Annotated in this window: 14 protein-coding genes; 3 read left to right on the top strand and 11 right to left on the bottom strand. The window is 41.8% G+C overall.

Translation table 11 applies throughout. The features are described from left to right. Nucleotides 1–25: 25 nt before the first annotated feature. The 5 genes from ABJH64_RS12840 to ABJH64_RS12820 form a co-directional block, all read right to left on the bottom strand. The gene (locus ABJH64_RS12840; protein WP_348273982.1) at nt 26–1,270 is read right to left on the bottom strand and encodes a hypothetical protein; all 1,245 of its coding nucleotides are present in this window, start codon (nt 1,268–1,270) and stop codon (nt 26–28) included. 55 nt (nt 1,271–1,325) lie between these two features. Further along, nucleotides 1,326–2,021 (bottom strand): DoxX family protein, encoded by a 696-nt coding sequence (locus ABJH64_RS12835; RefSeq protein ID WP_348273983.1) that lies wholly within the window; start codon nt 2,019–2,021, stop codon nt 1,326–1,328. Between the two features lie 60 nt (nt 2,022–2,081). Beyond that, the gene (locus ABJH64_RS12830) at nt 2,082–2,375 is read right to left on the bottom strand and encodes a transcriptional regulator (protein ID WP_348273984.1); all 294 of its coding nucleotides are present in this window, start codon (nt 2,373–2,375) and stop codon (nt 2,082–2,084) included. Nucleotide 2,376: 1 nt separating this feature from the next. Next, entirely contained in the window at nt 2,377–2,991 is a 615-nt protein-coding gene (locus ABJH64_RS12825; RefSeq protein ID WP_348273985.1) for a hypothetical protein, read from the bottom strand. 322 nt (nt 2,992–3,313) lie between these two features. Continuing rightward, the gene (locus tag ABJH64_RS12820; RefSeq protein ID WP_348273986.1) at nt 3,314–3,760 is read right to left on the bottom strand and encodes a nuclear transport factor 2 family protein; all 447 of its coding nucleotides are present in this window, start codon (nt 3,758–3,760) and stop codon (nt 3,314–3,316) included. 429 nt (nt 3,761–4,189) lie between these two features. On the opposite strand from ABJH64_RS12820, the gene ABJH64_RS12815 reads away from it, so the two are divergent. Both ABJH64_RS12815 and ABJH64_RS12810 read left to right on the top strand, forming a co-directional pair. Continuing rightward, a complete protein-coding gene (locus ABJH64_RS12815; protein WP_348273987.1) occupies nt 4,190–5,464 on the top strand; it encodes a hypothetical protein in 1,275 nt (424 codons plus the stop codon). A gap of 3 nt (nt 5,465–5,467) precedes the next feature. Continuing rightward, nucleotides 5,468–6,928, top strand: a complete 1,461-nt coding sequence (locus ABJH64_RS12810; protein ID WP_348273988.1) for a hypothetical protein — start codon at nt 5,468–5,470, stop codon at nt 6,926–6,928. 15 nt (nt 6,929–6,943) lie between these two features. On the opposite strand, the gene ABJH64_RS12805 is transcribed toward ABJH64_RS12810, so the two are convergent. Then, the gene (locus tag ABJH64_RS12805) at nt 6,944–8,506 is read right to left on the bottom strand and encodes a hypothetical protein (protein ID WP_348273989.1); all 1,563 of its coding nucleotides are present in this window, start codon (nt 8,504–8,506) and stop codon (nt 6,944–6,946) included. Nucleotides 8,507–8,709: 203 nt separating this feature from the next. On the opposite strand from ABJH64_RS12805, the gene ABJH64_RS12800 reads away from it, so the two are divergent. After that, nucleotides 8,710–13,830, top strand: coding sequence for an adenylate/guanylate cyclase domain-containing protein (locus ABJH64_RS12800; protein ID WP_348299088.1), 5,121 nt, complete (start codon nt 8,710–8,712; stop codon nt 13,828–13,830). A gap of 307 nt (nt 13,831–14,137) precedes the next feature. On the opposite strand, the gene ABJH64_RS12795 is transcribed toward ABJH64_RS12800, so the two are convergent. From ABJH64_RS12795 to ABJH64_RS12775, 5 genes are all read right to left on the bottom strand, one after another. Next, nucleotides 14,138–19,633, bottom strand: coding sequence for an AAA domain-containing protein (locus tag ABJH64_RS12795; RefSeq protein ID WP_348277307.1), 5,496 nt, complete (start codon nt 19,631–19,633; stop codon nt 14,138–14,140). Nucleotides 19,634–19,851: 218 nt separating this feature from the next. After that, nucleotides 19,852–21,675, bottom strand: coding sequence for a Xaa-Pro dipeptidyl-peptidase (locus ABJH64_RS12790; RefSeq protein WP_348277308.1), 1,824 nt, complete (start codon nt 21,673–21,675; stop codon nt 19,852–19,854). A 423-nt stretch (nt 21,676–22,098) separates the two neighbouring features. Further along, nucleotides 22,099–22,902, bottom strand: coding sequence for a DUF1206 domain-containing protein (locus tag ABJH64_RS12785; RefSeq protein WP_348277309.1), 804 nt, complete (start codon nt 22,900–22,902; stop codon nt 22,099–22,101). Between the two features lie 940 nt (nt 22,903–23,842). After that, nucleotides 23,843–24,061 carry a helix-turn-helix transcriptional regulator gene (locus ABJH64_RS12780; protein ID WP_348277310.1) on the bottom strand — a complete coding sequence of 73 codons (219 nt, stop codon included), beginning with the start codon at nt 24,059–24,061 and terminating at the stop codon, nt 23,843–23,845. Nucleotides 24,062–24,064: 3 nt separating this feature from the next. Then, nucleotides 24,065–24,601 carry a DUF2975 domain-containing protein gene (locus ABJH64_RS12775; RefSeq protein WP_348277311.1) on the bottom strand — a complete coding sequence of 179 codons (537 nt, stop codon included), beginning with the start codon at nt 24,599–24,601 and terminating at the stop codon, nt 24,065–24,067. Nucleotides 24,602–24,651 lie beyond the last annotated feature (50 nt).

Below are 24,651 nucleotides of genomic sequence, written 5' to 3'. Positions count from 1 at the left end.
TGAATGACGTCAGCGAGGGATTGATTTATTGGAAATCAAAAATAAATGGAAACAGAAATAGCACGATAGCTACCCAAACCAAATAAACGGGGATATACATGACTATAGCTTTGCCTATAGCTAATTTCTCTGAATTTTTTGTGATGGTCTTGTAGAGATGAAAGGCGATCATCAGCAGATGTACCAGCATCAAGACATTGCTTCCCAGCACAGCCAATCGATTAGGTGTAAAGCCCCATTCAGCGATTCTAAATAAGATAGCTGAAAGCGCTATGCCGTTCACCAAAATGGTGACCATGGATAATAAAAAAATGACCCAAAAATCGATGCCCAACATCTTTTGGGTAGATCCCTCTGCCACTGAGAAGAAAATCAGCGCCATTACGCCGATCAGTAGGGAGTTGAAAAGTAGCAGGAATTCACGGTCATTGTAGGGGTCTTTTCCAGAGTAAATAATTGCCCCCAAATACACCAGCAGCATCACCAAAACTACTGGGCTGAAAAGTTTGGCGATGATAGGAGATACTTTGTTGACTAGCTGAGGATTGATGTAGGTAAGAAACGTCGCAACAATCGGTACAGCTGGAAGTCCAAAAACGATCAGGTAATTTTCGAAAAAGGGTTCGATATTGATCCCTATCAGTTCGAAGAGGCCGAAAGTGATTGCCGTCACTAGACCACAGGCAATGGCGAGAATACCGATCATGACTATACCATCGCCATTAAATCGGAGGTATTCCAGTCTTTGCCTGAAATTCCCCAGTTCATTTCCCGAGAATGCCACTCCCAGCAGCATCCAAAGAAAAATAGGTAAGTGAATGCAAGCTAGAAATAAGGTGTCACTGTCTTGGTTGTCCGGAAGTAAATTGATGAAAATTAGGCTTCCAACTAGGCTAGCAGCTAAGATCCCTACCGTTTTGATGTTCACGTTATTTTTCCAGATGAAAAATGCCGTCAAAAAAGGAAAGACGATGAAGCCTATATTTCTTGGGAAGAAAAACTCATCAGAGATCGAAAATAGATCAGGCATTTTGGCGACGAATCCCGCTAGTAGGGTGGCGATGACCACGAAAATTAAATCTGACAGAGTTCCCCAGGCAATGGAATTTGATTCATAGTTCAGGCGTTCATGCCAAAATCTCGCAGCGTTGTTGTTTTCAATAGCAGGATAAAGGGCTTTGAAAGTTTCCTTGAATTCTGATTTATTTTTTCTGTACAAAGCTTCCAGATAGGCTGCGTCGTCGAGGTGGCTGAGAATGGATTCGCGCATAGAATAAGTTGTTTAGTGTTTTTAATGGTAGGGAGATTTCAAAGAGAATGAGTGATTATAATTTAGCATTTTCATAAGCTGCCAGGCAGTCATCCAGCGGATTGCCGCTGGTATGAATACACTCGCAAAATGCGGCGCCGGCTTCCTGATGATCTTTTCCAACAAACTGGGAGTTACAGTCCTTTAACGAGTTTTCGGGCATTACCTCATGTCCATAGATGCCATATAAAATCACTAGAATGAAGGTGGCGAGTACTCCTGTGAAGAAGATGAAAGGGAATTTTGAATCGTGTTTTTTTAGTTGTTTGTAATTGACCTGTTTGGTTAAATCACCAAAAGGGAGGATGTACTTCCACTTATCATAGTTCCACATTAGAATATATAAATTGGCTAGTACCATGAGCGGACTAGTGACATGGGATCCTTCAAAGCGAACGGCAAAGGATAAGATCCAAATATTCACGATAATCGGCAGATAAAGCAAAGCTCCCAGAGTGACTGTTCGAGGGATTAGTAGAAAAATTGCTGCGATCACTTGAGCTATTCCTATGAAGGTATAGTAATATCCTGTGTGATGAAGCGCTTCCAGATATGCCCCCATGGGATGCAAAGGGGATAAGCCGCTGGCAAATCGCTCACCAAGAATTTTCACCATACCTGCCACTAGGAATGCATAGGCAAGCAGCACACGACAAATAATATAAAATATATAGTACCAGCGGTTTTGTTTGTATTCATTAAGCTGCTTCATATAGGAGAAATGTAATTTTTGAAAGTACTTTGATTTACAAAGTGAATGTGTAAATTTTTTTCAGTTTTTATTTTCATTGATCAAATTTTCCAGGAATTCCAGATGCTCTTGGAATGCTACTTTCCCTTCCTCGGTAGCAGAATAATTGGTGAGTGGTTTTCTTCCTACAAAGGACTTACTAACACTGATGTATTCCTGCTTTTCCAAGCTTTTCAAATGGGAAGCAAGATTGCCATCGGTCACATCCAGAAGTTCCTTGAAGCTATTGAAATCATATGCCTCATTGACCATCAAGATGGACATGACACGCAGTCTGACCACATTTTCAAATGCCTTATCGTAATTTCCGCGCACCTTATCTGTCGTATTTGTAATACATCATGGATCCGTAGATCACATGCAAAACACCAAATCCTAACGCCCAGCACACAAGACCAAACTCAGGAAAAATAGCTGCGATGATTCCCAGGATCAATTGGCCGAAGCCAAGATTTTTTATTTCACCTAGTGTGAAATTAGCCGCATTAATAAGTCCCAGCCCGTAGAAGATCAAGGTGGCAGATGCGATGAGTTGATAGGCTTCTTCCTGTATCAGCGCAAAAGAAAATAATCCGCCTGCCACTACCGGGACAAACAGACCTAGTAGGAATCGTCGGCTGGCTGGAGACCAAAGCTTCTGCGACTGTCGCTTGCTTTTGCTCTGGCTAAGTAAGTAGGCAGTTCCTATCGCTAGCACTAGAACAATAAAGGCTACTGCCAATAGGTTGACCTGTAAATCAGCACTAGAAATAACAGGAGTGGCACTTACATACTCATTGCCTGGGAGGTAAATCCAGTACCAAGCGATACCTGCACCTACAAAAGCATAGATACCTGCTAGTATTCCTGCCAATCCGCTGAGGGAAAGGAAGCGCGTACTTCGCTCCATCATTGATTTGATGTCAGCTAATTCTTGTTCTGGTTTTCGCATAGTTAAAAGTACTTTGAATCACAAAGTAAAAATGAAAAATTGAATTAATCTAGCAGGGAGGGAATTATTTTAAGTTTTAATTGAACTTGTTTCTCCGCTTACTTAACAGCAAAGAATCAAAAGCCAACGTGAATTTGGATAACCCAATAAATATCGGTGATTAAGGCCATTCTGGTCGCACTAGTCTGCAGTTCGGGTAGGGGGCTTCAGACTTTTGTCCGGTTGGAAGACCGATGACCGAAGCGGCCTCAATTCTTAAGTTTAACATTTGATACATTGCTTATTCCACCTTACTGGTAGAAAAGCGGATAATCATATTACTCTATTCCATTTCTGTAACCGCCATGGTATGATTGCCGACAAGCAGACAGTTGCCGTCCACTTCCACATAGGTACGCATGAAATGGTATTTGATGGTAGTTGGATCCCTGTCTACCACGGTGAAACCAGTGACGATGGCGGTATTACCAGTGATCGCCACTTTCACATCGCTTTGAATTCTCGAGCGGGTATTGGAAGTTCCTGCAGCTTTTTGCTTTTTGGAACGATCTACTGCTTTTTCTTTGGTATCTATGGTCCCTGCATGATTGTGAACCCAGGTAAAATTGTCAGACAGTAAATTTTCGATAAACTCCGGATCTGGGTTGAGGTTAGCCTGTTCCCATCGAGCATCCAACGCTTTAATGTTAGCTTCAGACATACAGTTCTGGGCTGATGCTCCGAAATACGTGAAAATGCTGAACAGGACAACTAGGCTTAAGACTTTCATAGCGTTTATGGTTTGAGTGGGTGATTACGGTGTTTATGGTTACAAATTACGATTTGGTGGGGAAGATTTAGTAAGTGTCTGCCAACGAAAATTACCAACAGTTTCTAGCATTCCCTCTACCACTAGTTCATTTGGGATGTTTCAAGATATAAATATTCTTAGTTAGAAATTACACTTTTGCCAGGATTGGGATATTGAATTTTTAACTTTATATTGAAAGAGGCATAGCTAAGTAGCTCGTATTAGATTTTTTCTCACCTGTTCAGAGAAGGATATCTTACCTTGAAAAATGAGTTGATAGTATTCATTCAGGCAGATTTTTGAATGAAGAGTGAAGAATGAAATAGGGAATCTTTTGGAGTTTAGTTTACCAAAAGCTAAGTGTTTTTTTACTGATTTTTAATCCAACTATAGGTTAACACAATCTATATGAAGCAAAACTCGATTACTATCCTCGTACCGGTGATTCCTGATAGGGTTCAGGAGTTATTGTCCCAACTGGCAGAGGTCAAACACAATGCTCAGGAAGGCATCGCAAGGGATTTTGATGAGCTAGCACTGATACATTATGCCCGATGGGTGGTGATAGATCATGGGAAATCATGGATAAATGATGATCAAAAAAGAGAACCCAAACTTCTTTTTGTAATTGATTACGATGGGAAGGAGGCGGAAATGTTGTCCAAGATTTGCGAAAAATCAAGTACTATCCTCGACTTGATCTATGTTTTTTGCACTGATTACCCACCGCTAAATATCATAACTGACCAAGCCAGAAAAGCATTTCTTCACGACCATGTGATCAAAGATACTGCCGTCTATATCGGTGCGCCAGGAAGGTCCGTCCTTCAGATCCGGAAGGAAAAAAAGCTACGAAATTACATTCGGGCGTTCTTGGATTCGAGATCTTGGACAGGAGTTTCGGCACAAACTGTAGTAGAAGCGATCAAAACTCAACTGACCTCATCCACAGAATTTGATTTCTTGAAGGACGATCCTATCGCCATGCCCAAAATCAACTATCCTGTCCTGATTCTGGTTGGATTACTAGCTATCCTTTTATTGCCCATTTGGCTGCCAATATTGATCTGTTGGATGCTTGTTCTCCATTTTTTCTACGAACGAAAAGATGTGAACTTCACTCGTAAAAGAAGTCAACTCGACGATGATTTTTTGACAGAGTTGGAAAAATATGAGGATTGGCAAAATCAAAATCAATTCACCCAGCTAGTAGATATGAAGGAAGGGAACGTCAGGCTCATTTCCATCAAATTCATGTTCATGCTATCCAATTTCCTGATCAAGATGATTTTCAATCAAGGGAAGCTCATGGGTATTCCTACGATTCACTTTGCCAAGTGGGTCATGTTTGAAAAGAATTCCAGAGTTCTGTTTTTTTCGAATTTCGACGGAAGCTGGCAACAATACCTGGGGGATTTTATTGATAATAGCGGATGGGGCTTGACTGGAATTTTCTCCAACACCAAGGTTTTCCCTAAGACTAATTTTTTGATCACTGGCGGCGCTTACCTGGAAGAATATTTCCTCGCCTGGAGTCGAAACTCTGAATTAGTAACCAATTACTGGTATTCGGCCTATCCAGATCTTTCCATCAAAAACGTCAATAACAACACCAGAATCAGAGTTCAGCTGTCGAAAACTCATACCGAGCGTCAAGCCGCCAACTTTCTAAAACTCATTTAGTCTATGGATATCACCTTGCTAGAACTTGAAAATATTCAGGGTTACCTCATCCGAGGTTATGCTCACATGTTGTATTCTAGATTTGTTTACCTGAAGATTACTGACGCCGAAGCGACCAAAAAATGGCTTTCCACCACTTGGCAGGAATTTACTTCCGCCGAGAGGATACATGACAAATCGAAAATTTCACCTACTCATCTGAACATAGCCTTCACTCATGACGGCTTGCGAGCATTGGGTTTGGATGAAGATAATCTGGGCTCTTTTTCTCGGGAGTTTCGCCAGGGAATGGTCTCGCCACATCGATCAAGGCTTCTTGGAGATGCTGATTCCAGCAGCCCTGAGCATTGGATTTGGGGGGCAGCACATCATGAGGAGATTCACATTTGTCTGATGGTTTTCGGAAATGATAAATCAGCTAAGGACGATCTGGGAAAAGATAAACTTGTCTGTCTTGACTATTATGCTGAGCTGGCGGCACAGTTTGAAGAAAATGGCTTGCTGGAGTTGTTTCATATAGATGGGCAAACGCAGCCCGATAACAAAGAGCACTTTGGATTTAGGGATGGGATTTCCCAGCCCATCATAGAAGGATCGGGCAGAGTTGGTAACCAGGATGATGTGATCAAAGCAGGTGAATTTTTATTTGGCTACAAAAATGAATTCGGCGTATATCCAGACACTCCGCTGCTGAGACGAGAGCAAGGAAACACTAATCTACTCACTTCTGATGCTGGAGGAAGCGGTCTGAAGGACATTGGGAAAGACGGGACATTTATGGTGATGCGTCAGCTGGATCAGGATGTAGCGAAGTTTTGGAATTTCATGAATGACAACACGAGGAATCCAGACGGGACTATCAATGAAGCTGAGAGCTTGAAATTGGGTGCAAAATTCGTGGGTAGATGGCAAAACGGAGGCCCCATTGCGCTTTTTCCAGATAAAGACCCAGGCCCTCATAGTGACATCAACGATTTTGGGTATGCCAAATTTGATAAGGATGGCTTGAAGTGCCCTTTTGGTTCACATCTAAGGAGACAAAATCCAAGAGATAGCGTGGATGATCACAACAGGCATACCTCTCTCAAGCTAAGTAAGCAGCATAGAATCATCCGACGAGCTAGACTTTATGGGCAGATCTATGAAGGTTCACCTACGAATACATCACCTACGGGAGAGGTAGGATTACTCTTTATTTGTTTCAATGCTGACATCAGCCGTCAGTTCGAATTTCTCCAATATACTTGGTCAAACCTTCCCAAAAATAAGGAGCTCTACAATGACCCTGATCCGATTTTGGGAGTGAAGGAGAATCCAGATCCTGAGGAAGAACAGAATTTTACCATTCAAGATTTACCTGTAAACAGGACGGTGAAAAACATGCCTAGAGTAATCACGGTGAAGGGTGGGGGTTATTTCTTTGTCCCTTCAATCAACGTCCTACGCTACTTGGCTACCATTTAATAGACTATTCGAAAATCATTCCTCTAAGAATGCCTTGGCATTATTCAGGCCATTTTGTAGGTATTTTTTCAAAAACAAAGGAGCGAAAAGGGATAAGAATATCCTTGCCAATAGGTTCTTATAGGTGAATATATAAACCCAACGAAGTCTGGTTTTATCATCGATCGTGTCAAACCACATATGACCGTAGGTTTTGTTAGTGAAGTGTTTGAAAATATCGCTGAAGTCGGTGGTCTGGTAAGCGTAGTTGGAATAGTGATGCACGGAGATGAGCTCCTCCACAAGTGTCGCCGAATCTCCTCTTTCTACCAGTCTGTTGTCTCCCACCTTAGCCCAGTTTCCACGGAGTTTAGTCACTTTGATGATACCATAGATCGGGCCTGTTTTCAACAGCCAGCTTGGCAATTCTTCTACGCTTGATACGAATTCATAGGCAGTTTTTTTGTCCACATCTACGATGACCTCCGCAGTAGTGAAGATGATGTGTTTGGTAGGAACTACCTGATCCAAGGTGACTTTAGTATTAAGCTTATTCAGGCCATGGAGGAAATCTGCCGAATCTTTTGGCTCCACATCAGGAAGCTTATTCTTGTCGTGTCGGAATTTTGACATCACTTCGTACACTCTTTTTCTCACTCGATTGAATCCGCCCAGCGGTCTATGCTCCGGCAGGGAATGCCAGGGATTGAAGGAAAGATTGTCTCCATAGGCTAGCTGCGCATTGCTGTCAAAAACCTGCGGATGAATCGTCAATGTGGCGACTTTGATGTTTTGTGAGGTCCAAGCCACTGTAGGATCTTCAATCGGCATGGCCTCGGCGTCTGTCTGAAACTGAACGAAAAAATCAAACTTGGCTTCGTTGTCGTGAAGTGTTTGAGCAAGATTGTATCTCAGGTAATCGCGATCGGTAGTATTTTCCACCACGATGTTATTACTCGGAGATGGCCTTAGATGATATTTGACAGCTTGACCCTGACCAAACTGATACGGCTGCGTACTCCAATAGGGGATCTCGAGTGGGTTTCTACAGCTCACCTTGCTTTTGATGGCTCGCCTGAGAATCGGCCAGAGCAGGGGATTTAGAATAAATAGATTACTCTTGATGAAATTGGGCGAAGTCATGGCATTCAGCAGTCTGCTGAGCTCCTTTACCGTTTTGGCAAAGAAAGTCTCGGTGCTCATGAGCAAAAAATCCTGAGTTTCCGCGGTAAGTTCGTCGTTCAGAATCTTATCTCCGGGCACTCCCAAAAGTTTGATAGCTGCTCCCCGGATATCTTTTTTCCTGTCTTTTTGGGGTTTGGTGTTTCCGTTGGAAAAGCGAACCCAGGCATGGTAATTTTTTGGTACACCGGCGAATACGCCCACTTTTAGATTATCTGGCAAATCCTTTTCCACCTGAAAAGACGCTTTGACACAACCATGCATCTTGGTATGAACCTGCCGAAGCATCTTCTTGTCCTTGTACATTCTGCTGACTTGAGCTTCAAATTCCTGGATCATTTTATAGGCAATTAGATCTTCGTCTTCTTGCACATATTCCTGTCCTAGCTGCTTTGGATTTGCTTTCTGAGTGCCCATACTGGTCTTTTAAAATGAGGTGAAAAAGGTTATAAAAATCTACTTCAATGTAATTAAAATTATGGCAAAGGAGGGTTGATTTGAAATTTTATTTTGTGTTTTATTTACTGGAAATTGTATTAAATTTAGAGATCATGTTTTTCTAAAAATTTTATTTTTTAGTTCAAAAACATGCTCCACCCCAGCTAAAACACTCTTTTCCGATGAAATGGCAAATTTTATACTCAGGAAATAATTCAGATGTACAGTCATCTGAATCTGCCTCGAGTTATAGTTTTGTTTCTAAGAAAATCCTCCTCTCCACACTTTCTCAGATTGAAGCCTTAAAAGCCACTAATGAAGCCGATCTTTCAGGAGCGTCTATCCCTGGTTTTAGGAAAGTCTTAGAAAGTAAAAATACCGGCACTGAACTCAACTTGAAGCTTCAGTTCATCAAAGGACAAACTTTAAAAGAGCTGCTTTCCAAGCAAACTTCACTCAGTGAGCAGGTGCAGATTTGTCTGGCGCTGGTAAAGAAACTCGATGAAGTTCACCGGAGCGAATATGTTCATTTGAACCTCAATCCAGATCACATACTGCTAGAGGAGGGGTCAAATACTGTTTATTTTATCAGCCTTGGCCTGGCTACTCGTATCAAAAGGAAAATCGGAACAGAACGCCGGCTGGTTTTTTTTGAAGCGGACTACGATTACATCGCTCCCGAGCAAACGGGTAGGATCAGTGCCGACATAGGCTTTTACACAGATATTTATGCCTTAGGAATTATCTTTTATTGGATTTTCGCAAGGCAATTGCCCTTTCAGTCCAAGGAAGGAGCTGCCAAAATCCACGCCCACATCGCGCTGACTCCAAAGCAACCGGCAGAGCTTGCTGGGATTCCTCAGGTACTTTCTGATTTGATCATGAAAATGATCGAAAAAGACGTGCAAAACAGGTATCATTCGACTCAGGGGGTACAGTATGATCTGGAAATGATTCTATACGCTATCCAAAAAGACCTGGATATTGATGGGTTTTTACTCGGCACGCATGACTCCTCAGGGGTTCTGATGTTTTCTGATCAACTCTACGCGCGGGACAAGCAACTCAAACAGCTAAAAGATGCATTTTCAAGAACCACCGAGGGTGAAAAAAAGCTAGTCTATGTGCTTGGCAATTCCGGTGTGGGGAAATCTGCACTGGTAGAGCGAATGTATAGGCCTGTGGTGCAGTCAGGCGGGTTTTTTATCTCAGGCAAATTTGATCAGCTCCGGGCGGATGTGCCTTATTCCGCTTTTTCTCAGGCACTGGGAAAGCTGATGAGTCAGGTTTTACTTTTGAAGGAGCAGGAGCTTAGTCGATGGAAAACAAAGCTGCATGAATTGCTTCAGCCTATCGGTAGAGTATTGTTTGAGGTAATTCCGGGTTTGGAAAGATTGCTGGAAAATGAGCCTGAAGTTCCTGTATTGACTGGTGCCGAGGCGCAATTGCGATTTAATTATGCCTTCACTAAATTCTTTCAGGTTTTTGCAGTGCTGGGCAAGCCTGTGTTTATTTTCATCGATGATCTTCAGTGGAGTGATGTGTCTTCGCTGGAGTTGATGAAGACCATTTTGCTCAACTCGGAACTCAGCTCGCTTATGATTGTGGGTGCATATCGGGACAATGAAATTTCTCCAGGTCATCTTTTTCATCAGTTCAACTTAGAACTGGAACAGCAAGGAATAAGCCCTGAAGAAATTCACCTGGAAAACCTGAAGGAAGAAGATATAAAGCAGCTGGTTTCAAATGTTTTAGGGAAATCGGAGCGGTCTTTGGACGAGTTAGCATCTATTGTTTTTAAAAAATCAGTCGGTAACGCCCTGTTTGCCAATCAGTTTATCAAAGCGATTTACAAAAATGAAATGCTGTTTTTCGACAGCAAGCAAGGTGCATGGAATTGGGATATAGCTAAGCTGATCAGCTACAATGTGGAGGGAGACATCGTCAACCTTTTCCTCGAAACCATCAATCAACTGCCAGATCATACCATAGAAATCCTCAAGCACGCAGCTTGTATTGGGAATAAATTTTGGTTCGAAGACCTGGTGAAAATATCCGCTCGAGAGAACGAAGATATTACGTTAGACTTTAATCAGGCGCTGGATTTGGATCTCGTCATCGAGAGCTTGGACGGTAGTTTTTATTTTGTTCATGATAAGGTGCAGCAGGCTATCTATTCTCTGATCGATGCCCATGGGAAAAAAGAAAACCATCTCAAGATTGGCCGGATTTTGCTGGAAACTACCAAATCGGAAAATCTCAGGGAAGAGATATTTGATATCGTGAACCAGTTCAATTTCGGAAAGGAATTGATCGATGATCCTTCGGAATTGCGGAAGCTGTGCGAGCTGAATAGTATCGCCGGGCAGCGCGCTCAGAATTCTACGGCTTATAGCTTGGCGATGCAGTATTTTGAAAATGCGCTGCAGCTTCTTGCCCAGGACTCTTGGCAGGTAGATCGTGCATTTACCTACGACCTCTACCTGAAATCAGCCATTGCTGCCTACCAAATCAATAATCAAAGCCGTTTTGAAGCGTTTACCAAATTGCTCGACAGTCATGCTGAGGGAGTTCTGGATAGACTCAAGCTAGCAGATCTGAAAATTCAAAATGCAAATGTTGAGAACGATCAAAGGCGGGTAATAGAAATTGCTATTGAAGTTCTTCGTCTGGTTGAGATTGATTTGAAGCGCCACCCGTCCCAGCTGAACGTACTTTTTGGCTTTTTCCGGACCAATCTGAGATTAGCGTTTACCTCAGAAGAAAAAATCCTCCAACTCCCAGAAATCAAGGATGAAAAGTTGGTGATCGCGATGTCGATTATGCACCATACGGCTTTGGCAGCTTACCTCACCGAACCCAATTTGCTTCCTTTGATCATGTTTGAGCTGATAAGGCTCACCTTGAAAAACGGACTTGGCGCTAAGACTCCGGTAGCTTTTGTAGTGTTCGGCTACATCAACATTGCGTTTATGGGCAATATGTCCAAAGGCCTTAAAATGGGTCAGCTCGGCAATAAAGTTTATGAAGTGCTTCAGGATGAGGACGAATTTGTCTCCTTCAAGCAAGTGTATGTGATGTTTATTTCGCACTGGTTGAAGCATCTGGCTGAGAGTATTCCTGAGCTGGAGGAGGCATTGAAAAAAGGTTTAGAAACCGGGGATTTTGAATTTACCTCCATCATCGGGCAATTGATTATTTATTGGAACTTTTACGGAGGGGAACCTTTGCCGAAGATTCTGCATCGGGGAGAATTGCTCAGCAAGCAAATCGCGCCTCTGAATCAAATCATGCAAATCAAACGAATCGCTCTCTTTCGACAGTCCGCGGTGTGTCTGGTAGAAGGAGTCCAAGATTTCGATTTTTTAGCAGGGGAGATTTTTGATGAGCGAAAAATAGACTTTCCTAATGAGCCCGCTTTCAGTTTGTATTTTCATAATCTATATGCCCAGAAGACCATTTTGAGCTTAGTTTTCAATAAAAATGAGGCAGCTTGGAAGTTTTCTTCCATGGCCAGATTGCATTTGATTCCGGTGAAAGGTTCGATCACAGAGATGCTTTTTTTCTATTATGAAAATCTTAGCATTACGCCGATTTTCCATAGTAAATCCGCTGCAGAGCAGAAAGCACTTTTGGCCTTATGTAAAAAGAATATGAAGCTAATCGGCGGGCTGGTGAAGCATTCAGAGGTGAATTTCCTGCATCGCTATGAGTTTATGAAAGCAGAATATGAAGCTCTCAGAGGCAATTTTGATTTGGCGGTCAAGTCATTCACCTATGCAATCAGATACGCCAGAGTACATAAATACATCCAGGATGAAGCGTTGATATGGGAGCGGGCAGGGGTTTACTTTCAACGTAAGCAGCAACCCGAAGCCGCGCAATTCTACCTTTCAAATGCCTACAAATCCTATGAAAAGTGGGGAGCCAAGGCTAAACTAACTCAAATGAAAGAATTGTACGCTGGATTTATTTCGGCTGAAGAAATAGGCGTCAAAGCCACCACGCTGGATCTGGACACTATCCTGAAAACGATCAATCTTATCTCAGGAGAAATGAAACTGGAAAATATCCTGACAGGATTGATGCAGCTCGTGAGTGAAAATGCCGGAGCAGACCGGGCATTTCTCATTACCATAGAGAAAGATAAGAAGTTGATCAAAGCGTCCATAGACAACTCCACCAGCGAGATAGAAGTCATGCAAAATATCTCGTACGATGATTTTGAGGAGATTAGCCATTCGGTGATCAACTATGTGCTCAGATCCGGAGAAACTCTGGTACTGGATGATGCGACCAAGACGCTGCCGTATGCTGACGAGACTTACATCACTTCCAATAAAATCAAATCCATTCTCTGCATACCTCAGAAGCATTCCGGTGTGGGTTTTTCTCTACTTTACTTGGAAAACAGTTCTTTGACAGGAGCTTTCACCAAAGATAGAATGGAGATCCTCCAAGTCATGGCGACGCAAACAGCCATTTCCCTCCAAAATGCCATGCTACTGGAAAGCACCAATCTGCTCAATGCTCAACTGATACAGGAAGTAGAGGTCCGAAAAGAGGTGGAGGAAAACCTCAAGCTAAATGAAAAAAGACTAGAGGAGTACAATTCTAATCTGGAACTGAAGGTAAGGGAGCGTACCGAGGATCTGCAAAACGAAATGGAAAAAGCGGATCGCCTCCTGTTAAATATCCTACCGCTGAATATAGCCCGAGAACTGAAAGAAAACGGGAATGCCGCATCCAAGAAATATGAAAGTGTGACGGTGATGTTTACGGATTTCAAGGGTTTCTCTATGATCGCTGAGCAAATGAGTGCGGTGGACCTGGTAGCGGAGATTGATTATTGCTTTAAGGAATTTGACAAAATCATCGAGAAATATGGGATTGAGAAGATCAAAACCATAGGGGATTCATACATGGCAGCAGGAGGAATACCTATGGAAAATACCACACATCCTATAGATGCGATCCACGCGGCCTTGGAAATCCGGGATTTTATAGAGCTGCATAAGGAGAAAAGCAGAAGGGAAAACAAACCGATCTTCGAGCTAAGAATTGGAATTCATACGGGGAATGTAGTGGCTGGAATTGTAGGGCTAAATAAGTTTGCCTACGATATCTGGGGAGATACAGTGAATCTAGCTTCCAGGATGGAAAGCAGCAGCGAGCCAGGCAAAATCAATATTTCAGGAACGACTTACGAACTAGTCAAAGAGCACTTCTCCTGCACTCATCGAGGCAAGGTCCAAGCTAAAAACAAGGGCGAAGTGGATATGTACTTTGTGGAGCGGAAGTAGGCTGAGCAGGGAATGGAACTACAAATCCCAAAAAATATAAAAGCGTAGTTACATGCTACGCTGAGGCAAGGATTCAGTGAACCTCTGTAAACAGCCTGTCCCGAGAATCGGGAAGACCCGTACGTACGGTGGTGTGAGAGGCGCACCATGGGCTTATGGCTCACGGCCGTCTACTCGATTGGGTAATCGTGCTTTTTCTTTTCTGTCAGTGCGTTGGCTCAGACACATTCTTTGACAAGCTTTGGCTGGTGCGTTGGCTTTGAGCGGCTTGGCAATGTGTGTGGCTGCTGAGCGTTGGAGTCATTGGTTATCTTATTTCAATTATTTGAACTTCACTGTTTGTGTCGCCTATTGTAACCCTGTCTCCAATTGTTCTACCTTTTATTGAATTAGCTAAAGGCGTCATAATATTTACAATTTGCACTCCATCAATAATTTCAGCACCATAAGTAGGAGAGTCCACCAATTTCACTTTCAATTCCTTTTCATTACTTAGGAATTTGATTTTAACTGTGCTGTTAAGTACGACTCTATTGTCAAAGAGAGAGATTGGAATGAGTTCTACTCGTTCTACTACTGGTTCTTGGTCTTTTTTCGAATGCCGTTTAATTATAGACCATTCAGATTCGTAATAATTATTATCAACTGGTTTACCATTGGCAGTAAAACTTTGGAATACTAATCGACTGATGTCATTGTAGATATCTAAGGGCAAGACATTGTAATCTATTCGGTCAAAATCATTGTAAATTACTTTGTAGCCTTGCAAGTGAAGTTGCTCCCGTGTCGAAATGTTTTCGGTCAAATGCGCTTTGAATTTTCTATGACCATTCTCATTGAAGTAAATGCCAATGATTTTTTCAGTTTCAATAGCTTCGATGTGCACCAATTCCCCATCTTTATTCAAACCATTCATATATTCTTTCCCAATTCTTCTTGAAAGAAGAGTTGGAATATGGACTTTATTGACATGACCTGATTTGTAACATTGTAGAAGAAAACCTGTCTGGTAAATTTCTTGTATTGGAATTACATAATCAGCTTTCAACGGCTCCTCATCTGTCAGAATATATGTGCCTGATTTAAATAGGTTAAAGTATCGAAGTATTTTATCTGTTCTTGGGCTTGAAGCAACCTGCTCAAAATGTTCTATCGGAGTTTCTTCATCATCTGTATCAATGTCCAAAGCTGAACTTTGCACCTCTAATGATTTATCAGTTTTTACTTCTTTTTCCTCTTGGATAATAGATTCCTGATAGCCAAAATCTGTAATAGGTTCTATCATTTTTTCTTCAAATACAGGAATCATGTTCCAAAGGGGTTCTAATGCTTTCTCTCTGTTGGTGTAATACTCATAACCACGAACTCTGAAGAACTGCCAACCGCATCTTTCAAGTACTTTTTGGCGCATCATGTCATTTTGATGCTGTTCAGGGCCATGCCATTTATCACCATCACATTCTATGGCTATTTTAGTTCCATCAGGTAATAGAGCAACCATATCAATCTTGTATCGACCTTTCGCCACTTCGTATTGAGGAATAATGCTAAGTTGCTTCCGTACGATATCATTGTAAACGTCAACTTCAAACCAACTGTCGAAAGGCTCAGGTTGTGTTCCCATTCGCCTTTCTATTGGTGTGTTGAAAATCGGTTGATAGGAGTTGTAATTTTTGAAATGGTTTAATAGTTTGTAACGTAAATCATTTGTATTACTCAAATCGTCCAACTGAATTGAATGGAATAAATAAATCTGCTCTTTAGCTCGACTTACAGCAACATTGAAGCGTCTTTCGTCTTCTGGTTTCACAAGTGCTGACCTATTGTGATTGTGAGCTGTAACCAAGCTTAAAAAGATAATATCCCTTTCATCACCTTGAAAGGATGAAGAGTTCCCACAAACAATTTTACGTTTATGAAATTCCTTTTCTCCAATTCTTTTCAGGAGTAGGTTTTCAATCACATTTGCTTGTTGATTTCCCTGAAGGGTTATCACTCCGATTGACTTCCCATTATAGTTTTCGTCTTCGACTAACTTCCCAATTGTTTCAGCAATGTGATTTGCCTCTGGCTCATTTATAATTCTTGCGCCACTGCCTTCTGTGTAGCCATTGGGACAAAACTCTGCCATCAATGGTTCAAGACGATTTTCTGAATATTGCTTTAATGGATAAAGCCCTTTTCCATCAGGGGCATAGAAATTACGATTTGAGAACTCGATGATTTCAGGCATACATCTGAAGTGTTCCTGCAGAACAATCCGCTTACCTCCTGTCAATCTATCACAATGGTCGAAAAAACTATGCTTTAGACCATAAAAATCTGAAAATGGAATCTCCTTATTTATACTAGGTTTGAGATGTTTGTGAATCAAAGACTTTACTAAATCATCTTTTACTCCTACGTACTCCGGAGCTGTTTGCTTATCATCACCAACTACGATTACTTTTTTGGCTAAATAGAATAGAAAAATAGCATCAGGTCCTAGCTGACTAGCCTCATCAATGATTATATAGTCGAAGATTTCAGGTTCTGGCTGAAATTGTTCAACAACTTGATAAAGTGGCATAATCCAACACGGTATCGATTTTTTGCAATACTCCATTTCTTTATTAGCCACATTACGAAAGTGTCTGTAGTTGGGACTTGTGCGACTTCTAGGAATAGATCTTACAGCTTGCTTCCAAGCAATGAGGTGCGATTGCAGATTAGGATTCTCATTCAAGCTTTCAACTACTTTACTCCATGCTTTTTTAGATGCCAATTGAGAAACCAAATCTTTTTCTTTTGACTCTAGGTTATTTAGATCTTGACTGAGTTGATTTTCATAATTCACATCCATCAGCTTTTCAAGTTGATGTTGAGCATTTCTGAAATAGATTGCTTGTTTTAAATTTTCTACATCCTTAGCTGAAAAGGAATTGTCCTCTACCAATTGTGTTGTGGATGGGATTTTAGAATAAAGCTCTGAACGTAAATTTCTGAAATTCAGAAAGTTCTCTTTTTCATAAGCTAGCTTTTCAATTCTGTTCAGTAATTCTTCATAAGTGTGGAAGTCAAGGTTGTTGTATGCTTCAATTATGTTTTCCTTAATTGGGTGGTAGCCTTTTGGAACATAATTATTCAGATATGCGGTAGATTGATTAATAAGCTCATTAAACTCCGAAATGCTCTCTTTTAGTTTGCTATACTCGGCTTTGAGAAAAGATGTCTTTAGGTCTTCATAATCAAAAAGTTTTATCTGCAAATTGCTAATGGATTCAATTGCCAATTTCACTGCTTTTGCTTCTTCTATTAACTTTGATAAGCGTAACACTTCATTATGAATTTGCTTGAAGAATGAAATCTTCTTGAATAGTAAGTTTCCTTTTGGCTCTTCTTTCCCCCAAATTTCGGATAGCTCAATAAAGTTTTGTCGAAAAGAAATATCCTTCAATACAGTTTCATACTCTTCAATGGTATCGCAAGGACTTCCATTGACACGAACTGCTTCAATAAAATAAAGGCGTTCTTTTATTTCTCTTGGTAGAAATGGCTTTTTAATTGAAAAAGTAAATCCTGATAACGGATTACCTTCATTTAAATATGCAAGAAGTGTTTGAGCATCATTTTTAAGCTGCTTTAAACTTTTAGTCTGAGGATAAGAGACTTCAATATCCTTGTCAATCTGCCGTAAATCATGCTTTTCGAACTTTTCGAGTACTGACTTTGACTGATTCAATATTTGCAACCATTCTTGATTTCTGCCTATCAAAAAGGATTCTATAACAGAAGAGGTAAAGTCAATCTGGAATTTATCTACTTCGTTGTAAAAGTTTTGAAGATTATTTAGCTGTTGAAATAGTTGCTCAAAATCTGAACATGAAATTTTTAGGTTAGCATCTTTTGGAAAAGAGCCATTGGCAAGCTTGGCAGTAAGATTTGAATATTCCTTTAACTGGTTAGCAGTAAGTAATTTATTTGTGTCAGGGATTTTAAAATCAAATTCATCGGTTTCAATTTGCTTGTAGTTTTCATGCAATTGAATAAATTCCGTTAGACGAGATAGCAACTCATTATTTTCAATATTGCTGAAATCGTCTTCGTACCATTCGAATAAAGGTGTATCTCTTTCAAGATTTTCAGCAATTTCAGTTAGAGTTCCTTTGTATTTCTCGTTAACCTCCTGTTTTCTTGTCGCTTTTTCCTTAATCTTAACAAGACTATTTGAGGTTTCAGCGATTGATTCTCTCGTATTCTTTAAATCATTTTCAAACTCATCAATTTGTGATTGATATTGAGTTAGATTGGCTCTTGATAATTCATCATTTATGGCATTGACACTTGATTGTAAGTCTTGGATGGAAGATGAGTCTCCACTTAAAAGGTTTACTGCCAAATCCTGAAATTCAGGAGGGAGTTTATCTTTTAGAACTTCCAATGCTCTTTTTGTATAGGCGGTAATTAGAACCTTCTTACCGTTTGCGAGCAAGTGACAAATCAAATTGGCAATAGTGTGTGACTTTCCTGTGCCTGGAGGGCCTTGAACGAGAACCTTATTGTTTCTTTTAGCTTTTTCTACTATCTCTAATTGTTCGTCATTGTATTCCTTAGGGAAAAATATTGGCTCATTCTGTGAACCATTAAATGAGTTATCAGGCGAATAATTATCATCTTCAGTATTTGGGTGGATACCTATAAGGTCATTTATTGTCGGGATTTCAAGGCTATCTTCACCATTTTCAATATTCTCTAATATCTTCTCATATAGAGCGGTAAAACTTCGAGTATTTCTTTTTCTAAGTAAGAGAGCTGGGGAAAAAGTGATATTTGGTTTTGAAGGTATTCTATTTGGCTTTTCAATTAAGTGGTTATAGCTGCCATCAGGAGAAAACCTTTCAGCAAACATTTGTAAAGCATCTTCTGTGTTGCTAAAAATTGTTTCAATATTTTTCTCTTTAATGTAGCTCTCTACCGCCTTTTCGGCATCTATAATGTTTTGCGAATCAAACTGGTCAAATAAGTCAAGGATGGAATCAGTTTCAATTTGAGGCGCAGATTCTAAGTTTGGTGAAACGAATATTTGTGAGTCCTTTTGAGAGTACTCGAAGTTAATATCGACTCTTTGGTTTAAAATATGTCTGAAAATCTTAGGTCCTTCATCATTCTCCTTGAAGTTCAAGAGTCCGACACCAACAACCAATTCGTACTCTTCTCCAAATTGCTGGGTTTTGTTGAATATTCGGAATAGTTGTTTGTAAACAGAGTTTAATTTTTCATACTTCTCATGTTCAATTCTGTATGCTTCGAGTTTCTCGTTGTATTCTATCAGGTCATTAATCCATTTTTTGTCAATGTAATGCTGTAATTCTTTTTCAAGTTCCGGGAAGTCTTCAATCGAAAGAGTTTCTCCATTGATTTCAAGATCTACTTTTAACTTGGGTTCATCTTCTTCATTTAATAAAGTTGGTTTGTCAATCCATTTTTCCAAGTTTTCTGTAAGGTTTGCAAAATCTGGTTTCGCTGGTTCTTTAGGCTTTCTTACTTTCAACCAATAGTCGTTGTCTTCATTGAAGTCTGGTCTGATAATGTTTTCAAAAAGCTCATTTTCGGGAATGTCGTTCAGCCAAAATTTCTCAGGATATTGTGTTTCTTGAGCGTCAATGTCGCGGACAGGGTTACTTCTAAGTTTCGAGAACTCTTTGAGGTAATTAAATATTTGTAAGTATTTGTCCTTTTTCATTTCACTCAATTCTTCCTTTTTCAATTTCCTGTCGAGCTTTGGCAAAAATTCAAGCTCTTTTGGTTTTTTCAGCGGTGGCATTTGCTTGTCGGCAAAAACTAAATGTGCTATTTGCGGGTCAACTGTCTTTTTACACTGAGCACAACTCCCTTATTCCTTCACCCTTTTAATCTCTATCATTCCAAATTGGTCAAGTATTTACGCCTTTTGGCTTGCTATTACCTACCCACAAGAACCCCAATTCCCCATTCTCCCACAATACCCTGTACAGGGTATATTTCATAAAATTTGTATCTTTTTTACCTCACCGCTTTCTCTACCATCCCATTTCCGCCCACCACCGGAAGGGTCAAGACCGTTCCATCCAGATCGATAGTTAATTCTGTGCCTGGCTGGGGTAGGAGAGTGAACTCAGCGTCTGAGGAGAAGATCATCAGTCCGATCTGCTGTCCTGCTGCGATGATCTGATCGTCTGGTTGCAAGTCGAAAGTGACCTCGTAGAATTGACCTGGTACTAGAGGTTCTCCCTTGCGAATGGAGGCGTGGTTTTGTGGATCTGCCCAGCCTCGGGTGATGATGTTATCGGTGATTTTCGCATTTCTCCCCTCTGTCCAAGGCAGGGAAACCAACCATACTGAAAGGTTGGCCGCAGGTTTATTGGACGCCAGTTTCACGGTAATCTTCGGAATTCCAGAAATATGAAGTGGCTCGCTAAGTACTGGGCTCATGTAGATCAATCTATGCTCAGTATAATCTGCCTGCGCTAAGGCTGATCCGGGGAAGGAATAGTTGTCCACTAGCGTTTCTTGTTTGCCTGTGGTCTTTTTCTCCAAACTCATGCGACCAGCAGCAGGAGCTCCAGGGCTCAGGTAGAAATTCACATCTGAAGCTTCAGGATTTGGGAAGTCTGCATAGGCGGTTGGGTTGCTTTGCTCGTCTCGCTCTCGGACGATGTAGGCTTTAGGGCCTTTTTCCACGCCGTTTTCTACCCCATGCAGGTACTTGGTAAACCATTGATTCATCATAGAAAATGGAGGCGGACCGCCATGCCCGTTTTGGTGGTAGTAGATTTTGGCAGGAATACCTTTGGCGCGAGCCGCATCATAAATCCTATAGCTGTGCTCGGGCATCACGTTCCAGTCATTGAAGCCATGCGACATCAAGAGTGCGGCTTTCATGGGTTCCATGTCATTGAGGTAGTCACGGCCAGCCCAGAAGTCATTGTAGTCACCGCTGATTCTATCCATGCCCTGGGCCATTTCAGTATCGCGAATAGTTTTGTTGCTATACGCTCTTTTGGATTCATCCCCGCTGTGTATATAATCATACAAGACATCGATGTCCTCGCCCAGGTATCCGCCCGGTGAGCGGACAAGGCCATTGGATCGGTAATAATGGTAATAAGAGGTGTTGGGAGCGATAGGAATGATGGCTTCCAGTCCTTTTACGCCGGTAGTTGCCGCGGCAAGTGGGAGCGTGCCGTTATAGGAAGTTCCGGTCATGCCCACTTTCCCTGTGGACCAAAATGCCATCACTTTTTCATTCCCATCCGGTGTGGTGTAGCCATTGTCTTTTCCCGTCAACCATTCGATGACGGCCTTTGGAGCTAAGGATTCATTGTCTCCACCGACGGTGGGCGAACCCTGAGAAAGCCCTGTGCCCGGAGAGGAGGAGTGCACGACGATGTAGCCACGAGGAACCCAGAGCATAATTTCAGAATTGGAGATGATGGGACGCTTGCCTGTCCGCACCACTTCGGTATGATTTCTCGGAGGACCAGCTACGCCTAGCTCATGCTTCACCTCCCAAAAGATGGGAGCACTACCGGCAGTTCCCGCATAATAGGGGCTACTGGCATAGACTATTGGAAGCTTTAACCCTTCAGTTTCGGTTTGCTGAGGTCGGGTGACATCCACATGCATTCTATCTTTTTTGCCATCACCATCCGTGTCAAATTCCGTCTCAACCCAGAGATCATGACGGATCCAGTTGGAGGAATCCTTCAATTCGGGGATGACTTGGGCTTCCCCATTTTGGAAAATAGGTTTGACTTGGGCGGGGAGGTTGTGAGTTCCGAATGTTAGTAAAAGAAGAAAAAGTAGGGGGAGTTTGAAGTTTTTCATAATGCCTAAGTCGATGTGGGATTAATGGAAGCCTCAAGATAAGGTAATATGATTTTCCGCAATAATGCCAGTCATCTAATATTCCTTGCTTATCTGGGTGGAAGACCGAAGCGGCCTCAATTCTTAAGTTTAACACTTGCTACATTGCTTATTCCACCTTTCTAGTAAAAAAGCGGATAATCATATAAGTTAAAATGGTTTATTTAGGTCATTTCTGTCATAGCTCTACCATGCTTGTTACAGTGGTGCGAGCATTCAACAGACCCTGCTATCCATAGTAATTAGTAGTATTATCCGGTATTTCCTCTGTATTGAGGTATGGAAAAAGTATGAAATAGTACTGTCAATACTTGAGGCCACTTCGTTGTTCCGATCTGATAAGCAAAGAATGTAAGGCGACTGGCATCATGGCGAATAATCTGACTAATCTATTTCTTTTCGGCTTGCATGCCGGGCAACCATAAAACTAAATATGCCAAATCCCATCATACCTAGCGCTACCGCACCCATGAGAATACTACCATAAGGTAAACTCAGCAAGTATTGAAATGCGCCCTCGGTATCTCTCAACTCGCTGGCATTATGAGCTATACATACTTTTACCAGAAAAAATGAAATTACCCCAAAAACGACTCCTCTGGCTATGTAGCCATATCTACCGCTTCGTTTTACCAGCTTGTATTCTTTAGTATTGTCTGGATTTTTATCAATCAGCACCATGAATTTGGCACTTATGCCCAAATAGAATTGCCATAGCGCATTTCCGGCCATTCCCAAGGCAATGCCCCAAACGACCCAGATTCCCCAATCCTTTTCCAGCAACATGCTCAAAGCAGCTTTTTGGGAGGATCCTTCTGAGGAACCTACGTTGTTGAAAAGTGGCTGTGCAAAGGAAAAACCGATAACGGTGTAGAATATTCCTGAATAAGCAAATTGGATTCTAGGGCCAATTCTAGTTTTGTCGCCTTCTCCATTGGGATCTACGGCGGATTCATAAAAGCGCCAAACTCCATGAGCTACCAGGCCTAAAGCCACGATGGAGGTGAGAAAAATGCCGCCCGGTAGGTCATATAGAAATTGCGCTATGCCTAACTTTCCTTTTATTTCTCCTCCTAATCCTGAGGCGACCATGGCTGCCAAAAGTCCTATCAGTCCGTACACCAAGCCTTTGCTATAATAGCCGAATTGCTTGACCTTCTTTAGTTTATCTTTTTTTGAATTATCCATTTTTCGAGGTACTGGTTTGAAAACCGGACCGAATCGCTCTTAATTTCCCACTATTTATCGGAATTAACCAAATCCTATTGGGGGAGTTTGAGGAATTTCATAAAGCGTATTTTATTGTCGTTTAAACGAACTCATAAGATAAGGCAAAAGGAATATTTGGAGGTGTTTGTTAATTAAATTTACATTGTTTTCGTCATTGCGAGCCACAGCTTGCCCCGATATGTCGGGGAAGCAATCTTACCGAAGCGATTAGACTGCTTCGGTCGTGCCTCACTCGCAGTGACGATAACGGCCAGACTGCTTCGGTCGTACCTCCCTCGCAGTGACGGTAACGGCCAGACTGCTTCGTCGTACCTCCTCGCAGTGACGGTAACGACCAGACTGCTTCGTCGTACCTCCCTCGCAGTGACGACACTTTCGTCATTGCGAGGCACGAAGCAATCTTAACGAAGCGATTAGACTGCTTCGGTCGTACCTCCCTCGCAGTGACGACACTTCCGTCATTGCGAGGCACAGCTTGCCCCGATATGTCGGGGAAGCAATCTTAACGAAGCGCTTAGACTGCTTCGTCGTACCTCCCTCGCAGTGACGGTAACGGCCAGACTGCTTCGGTCGTACTTCCCTCGCAGTGACGGTAACGGCCAGACTGCTTCGTCGTACCTCCTCGAAGTGACGAAACTTCCGTCATTGCGAGGTACGAAGCAATCTCAACGAAGCGATTAGACTGCTTCGGTCGTGACTCCCTCGCAGTGACGACACTTCCGTCATTGCGAGGCACGAAGCAATCTTAATGAAGCGATTAGACTGCTTCGTCGTATCTCCTCGCAGTGACGATAACGGCCAGACTGCTTCGGTCGTACCTCCCTCGCAGTGACGATAACGGCCAGACTTTTTCGTTCGTGCCTCACTCGCAGAGATGATCACGAACAGACGTTTTCTTTCACTTCTGATCCTCCTCACTCACAAATTCTAAAATATCCGCCGGCTGACAGTTTAGGGCCTTGCAGATTGCTTCCAAGGTGCTAAAACGAATGGCTTTGGCCTTGCCAGTTTTTAGGATGGAAAGATTCGATAGGGTCAGATTTACACGCTCGGATAGTTCGTTCAGGGAGATTTTCCGCTTGGCCATCATCACATCTAGGTTTACTACGATTGGCATGGCTTATACGGTTAGGTCGTTTTCGGCTTGAATAGCAAGGCCTTTTTTGAAAATTACAGAAATGATATAAATGATTGCCGCCATCAAAATAAACGCCTCACTAGCTCCCCAAAACTGATTTAGATCGGCAGTAGCGTAACCTTTGTGCATTAAATTATTGGCAAACTGTCGAGCGATGTAACTTATGATTCCTATGGAAAAGGTGATGTAACTGATCCTCGAAATCTTTTCTGAAACAACGTCATTGAAGGGGTTTGACAGGTCCAATTTGAGCAAAAGCATAATAACGATGTAAAATAATATTGCTTTCAGCAGGGCAATCGTCAGGACTAGACTATACATGCTATAGAAGGCCCATTCACTGCGTACAAACATCGCACTCAAGTCCAGTTTTTGATATAGGTTTGGGACCATTTCAGGTTTGAAAATGCTGAAAGCGAAATTGACTAGCAAACCTCCAGCTTCGATGCACAAGCCCACGAAAATGATCCAAGCAATAATGTGCAGCGCAATAAATACGAATTTTTCTGATTTTGACATGGGATGTTCTGTTTAAATTATTTCCCAAAAATGATGAATATTTATTGATA

Origin of the sequence: Algoriphagus sp. (assembly GCF_039969895.1) — a bacterium.
GTDB lineage: Bacteria > Bacteroidota > Bacteroidia > Cytophagales > Cyclobacteriaceae > Algoriphagus.
The sequence above is the reverse complement of the archived record's forward strand: the minus strand, read 5'-3'. Positions and strand labels throughout refer to the sequence as shown.